Origin of the sequence: Nonomuraea sp. MG754425, assembly GCF_021699195.1 — a bacterium.
Lineage (GTDB): Bacteria > Actinomycetota > Actinomycetes > Streptosporangiales > Streptosporangiaceae > Nonomuraea.
Window position 1 is genome coordinate 1 of record NZ_SSXE01000360.1, and the last position, 4,024, is coordinate 4,024.

4 protein-coding genes and 1 rRNA gene are annotated in these 4,024 nt (G+C 70.5%); 1 reads left to right on the forward strand and 4 read right to left on the reverse strand.

All coding sequences use genetic code 11. The features are described from left to right. From FAF44_RS52345 to FAF44_RS52355, 3 genes are all read right to left on the reverse strand, one after another. The coding region (locus FAF44_RS52345) for a hypothetical protein (RefSeq protein WP_237110980.1) at positions 1-1,055 on the reverse strand (1,055 nt) is incomplete at its 3' end. 98 nt (positions 1,056-1,153) lie between these two features. Further along, entirely contained in the window at positions 1,154-1,498 is a 345-nt protein-coding gene (locus FAF44_RS52350; RefSeq protein WP_237110977.1) for a DUF4233 domain-containing protein, read from the reverse strand. Further along, positions 1,495-2,784, reverse strand: a complete 1,290-nt coding sequence (locus FAF44_RS52355; protein WP_237110978.1) for a folylpolyglutamate synthase/dihydrofolate synthase family protein — start codon at positions 2,782-2,784, stop codon at positions 1,495-1,497. Before FAF44_RS52355 ends, FAF44_RS52350 begins: the two co-directional genes overlap by 4 nt. Positions 2,785-2,971: 187 nt before the next feature. Here FAF44_RS52355 and FAF44_RS52360 point away from each other — a divergent pair, with 187 nt between their 5' ends. Continuing rightward, positions 2,972-3,793: a carbohydrate-binding protein gene (locus FAF44_RS52360; protein WP_237110979.1), complete on the forward strand. Its 822-nt coding sequence runs from the start codon at positions 2,972-2,974 to the stop codon at positions 3,791-3,793. Between the two features lie 139 nt (positions 3,794-3,932). On the opposite strand, the gene rrf is transcribed toward FAF44_RS52360, so the two are convergent. Next, positions 3,933-4,024: ribosomal RNA gene (gene rrf / locus FAF44_RS52365) — 5S ribosomal RNA — on the reverse strand; the annotation flags it as partial.

A 4,024-nucleotide genomic window follows, 5' to 3' on the forward strand; every position in this document is an offset into this window, starting at 1 on the left:
CCCGCCCCCTGCACCGCCGCCGTCAGCGCCACCGCCGCACCCGCCGCGAGCAGGCTGAACGGCACCACCAGCACCATCCCGTCGGCCGCCGGCACCACCAGCCGAACCGAGCACAGCCCGACCACCATGGCCAGCAGCCCCAGCGGCACCAGCCACCGGCCGGCGGCCCGCGCGAACAGCCGCACCGCCACGGCACCGGCGACCGCGAACAGCCCGGCCACCCCGTACGACACCCACAGGCCACGCAGCCCCGGCCCGCCGAGGCCGCCCATCTCCACCAGCGTCACCTGCGCGGCGCTGGGCAGCAGCACCACGCCGACCGCCACCATCGGATACGCCGGCCCGCGGCTGCGCGCACCCCCGGTCGAGGCAATCACCAGCAGCCCGACGACGGCCACCGCGGCCAGCAGGATCACCGGCAGGGCCCGCCAGCCCTCGCTGGCCGTGCTGATCGCTACGACCGCGACGACCCCCGCCGGCACGATCGCCAGCAGCAGCCGCCGGCGCTCGCCCGCGTCGGGAACGGGCGCCTCCGGCCGCCCGAGCAGCATCCAGGCGACCAGGTGCACTGCGGCCAGGCCCAGCGCGACCCCCGTCACCAGCGGGTACGGCTGCAACGTGACCCGCCAGCTACTGACCGCGTCGAGCGGCCACAGCGCGAGTGCCTGGGCCGCGAGCAGGCTGAAGCCGAACACTCCTGCCCACAGGCCCCGCAGTACCGGCGCGCGCTCCCAGACGGCCACCGACGTGGCGGTCAGGACGAACCCGGCGCCGACACCGCGCAGCACCCGCACCACGCCGACGACGAACTCGGTGTCCGCGTACCCGCCCGCGGCATCGGACAGCGCCACCAGGGCCAGCGCCCCGAGCAGCAGATAGGCGACGGGCACCCGTCGCAACGCCACGCCCGCGAGCGGGACGCTCACCATGAGCGCCGGCAGCGCGAGCCCGTGCGTTCGCATGAGCGCGGCATGGTCGAGCCCGGCGGGCAACAGCCTGGCGACGACGGAGAGCGTGTTGGGAATCGCGACGACCGCCAGAGGGAGCGCTGCCACGACGAGGAGCCCGAGCAACGTGTCGAGCAACCATGAGTGTCTGAGGCGCGCCAGATGCGGCGGCCGCTGATTCGGGGGGACGGCCATGTTGGCCGACTTTAGCGGGAAGTAGCGCCCTCGACACGGCGAGCTACGATAATCGCCGTGATCCACAGTGCCGTGAAGATCGCGCCGAGGAAGAACATGGTCGGCACGAGGAAGCCCGTGGCGATCGCCAGCACCTGCACGACACTGCCCGCGACATACCCGGAAGGCCGCTTGAGCAGGCCGGCGACCACCACACACACCACGGCGAGGCCGATGCCGACCGACACGGCCAGCACCGGCTCGACCTTCCCCACGCTGATCGCCACGGGCGTGATCAGCCCGGCCACGATGGCCTCCATGCCGAGCACGCTGGCTCCCAGCCTGCGCATGCCGGGGGTGACCTCGAAGCTCGTCATGAGCCGTCCGCCTTGAGCAGCAGCCGCGCGTCACCCGCGGTGACGACGGACCCGGTGATGAGCACGCCCGTGCCGCTGAACTCGCCCTGGGAGTCGGCGATGCCCATCGCCCTGTCGATGGCGTCGTCGAGCCGCTCCACGACGTGCACCCGCTCCTCGCCGAACAACGGCTCGGCCAGCGCCGCCAGTTCCTCGACCGGCATCGACCTGGGCGAGGAGTTCCGCGTCAGGACGATCTCGTCGAGCATCGGCTCCAGCAGCTCCAGCAGCGCCTCGACGTCCTTGTCGCGCATCACCCCGACCACGCCGATCACCTTGGCGAAGTCGAACGCCTCGTGCAGCCCTTCCAGGGTCGCCTGCATGCCGCCGGGGTTGTGCGCGGCGTCCAGCACCACCGTGGGGGTGCGCCGCACGACCTCCATGCGCCCGGGCGAGGACGCCTGCGCGAACGCGGCCCGGACGAGCTCGACGTCGAGCGGATCCTCACCGCCGGTCAGCGCCTCGACGGCGGCCAGCGCGCAGGCGGCGTTGCTCGCCTGGTGGGCCCCGTAGAGCGGCAGGTAGACGTCGTCGTAGGTGCCCTTGAGCCCGCGCAACGTGAGCAGTTGCCCGCCCATCGCCACCTCCCGGCCCAGCACGCCGAACTCCAGCCCCTCGCGAGCGACCACGGCGCCGACCTCGGCCACACGCCGCATCAGCACCTCGGCGGCCTCCAGGTCCTGCTGCGCCAGCACGGTGGTCGCGCCGGACTTGATGATGCCCGCCTTCTCTCCGGCGATGCTCGGGATGTCGGGCCCGAGCCGGTCGGTGTGGTCGAGCGAGATGGGCGTGATCACCGACACGGTGCCGTCGGCCACGTTGGTCGCGTCCCACGACCCGCCCATGCCGGCCTCGATGACGGCGACGTCGACGGGCGTGTCGGCGAAGGCCGCGAACGCCATCGCCGTCAGCAGTTCGAAGAACTGGATGCGCCGGCCCTGCGTGTCGGTCAGCTCGACGTACGGGATGATCTCCTCGTAGACCTGGGCGAAGCGCTCCTCGCTCAGCGGCTCCCCGTCCACGGTGATCCGCTCGCGCATCGACACGAGATGAGGGCTGGTGAACCGCCCCACCCGCAGGTTGCGCTCCTTCAGCAGCGCCTCGGTCAGCCGCGCGGTGCTGGTCTTGCCGTTGGTGCCGGCGATGTGTATGACCGGGTATGCCCGCTGCGGCGAGCCGAGCAGGTCAAGAAGGGCCGCGATCCGATCGAGCGTCGGCTCGAAATCCCACTCGACGCCACGATCCATGATCGCGCGTTCAACCGCACGATAATCCACCCCTCAACCCTACTGACCGCCCACAGCGCTCCGTACCTGGGGCGAACATATTGCCGGGCATATAGAAAAGTGGGGGGTACTCACCCCTGCGGCCGGGGTGCCACCTTGGGAAACAGCCTGCCTTACCCCCCGGCGGGCCGCTCTCGAGGAGGCAATCGTGGAAGGCGAGCACACCCGCGCCGAAAAGCAAGCCGGCATCAGCAGAAAGACGCTGTTCAAGGCGGCTCTCATAGCGACACCCGTCCCGTTACTCATCGGCCAGGTCCCGGCCCTCGCCCGGCAGACGGCCGAGAGCGGCGGGCCGCTCACCCCGACCCCCTACTGCGACGACGGGGACGACCCCACCATCCCGCAGACAGAAGGCCCCTACTTCAAGCCGAACTCCCCCCAGCGCGCGGTCCTGCCCGGCGTGGGCACCCCGCTGACGGTCAGCGGGTACGTCTTCGGCCTGGCCTGCCAGCCCCTGGCCAACGTGCTGCTGGACTTCTGGCAGGCCGACAACAACGGGGCCTACGACAACGTCACCTACAACTTCCGTGGCCACCAGTACACGAACGCCCAGGGAGCCTTCAAGCTCACCACCATCGTGCCCGGCCTGTACCCGGGCCGCACACGGCACATCCACGTCAAGGCCCAGGCCCCCGGCCGTCCGGTGCTGACCACGCAGCTCTACTTCCCCGGCGAACCCCGCAACAACACCGACACCATCTTCGACCCCCGCCTTCTCATGAACGTCCGGACGGTGGGAACTGCCAAGGAGGCCACGTTCGACTTCGTGCTCGACGTCCCGGGCGTACCGCCCACGGACCCGCCGACGAGTCCGCCTCCGGGCGGCGGCACCTGGCAGGCTGGGGTGACCTACCAGGCGGGTGACCGGGTCACCTATGGCGGCGCGACCTTCCGGTGCCTGCAGGGGCACCTGTCACAGGCCGGCTGGGAACCTCCCAACGTCCCAGCCCTGTGGCAACGCGCCGCCTGACCCGAACGGTCCCCGAACGCAAGAGAGGGCCACTCCGGTTACTGGGAGTGGCCCTCGTTGCGTACGAAAGAAAAGCGTTGCGGACAAAAAGAAAAAGCCCCGACCGGTGCTGGTCGGGGCTTTCCCATTTTAAAAGATTGTCCGGCGGTGACCTACTCTCCCACACCCTCCCGAGTGCAGTACCATCGGCGCAGAGAAGCTTAACTTCCGGGTTCGGAATGTAACCGGGTG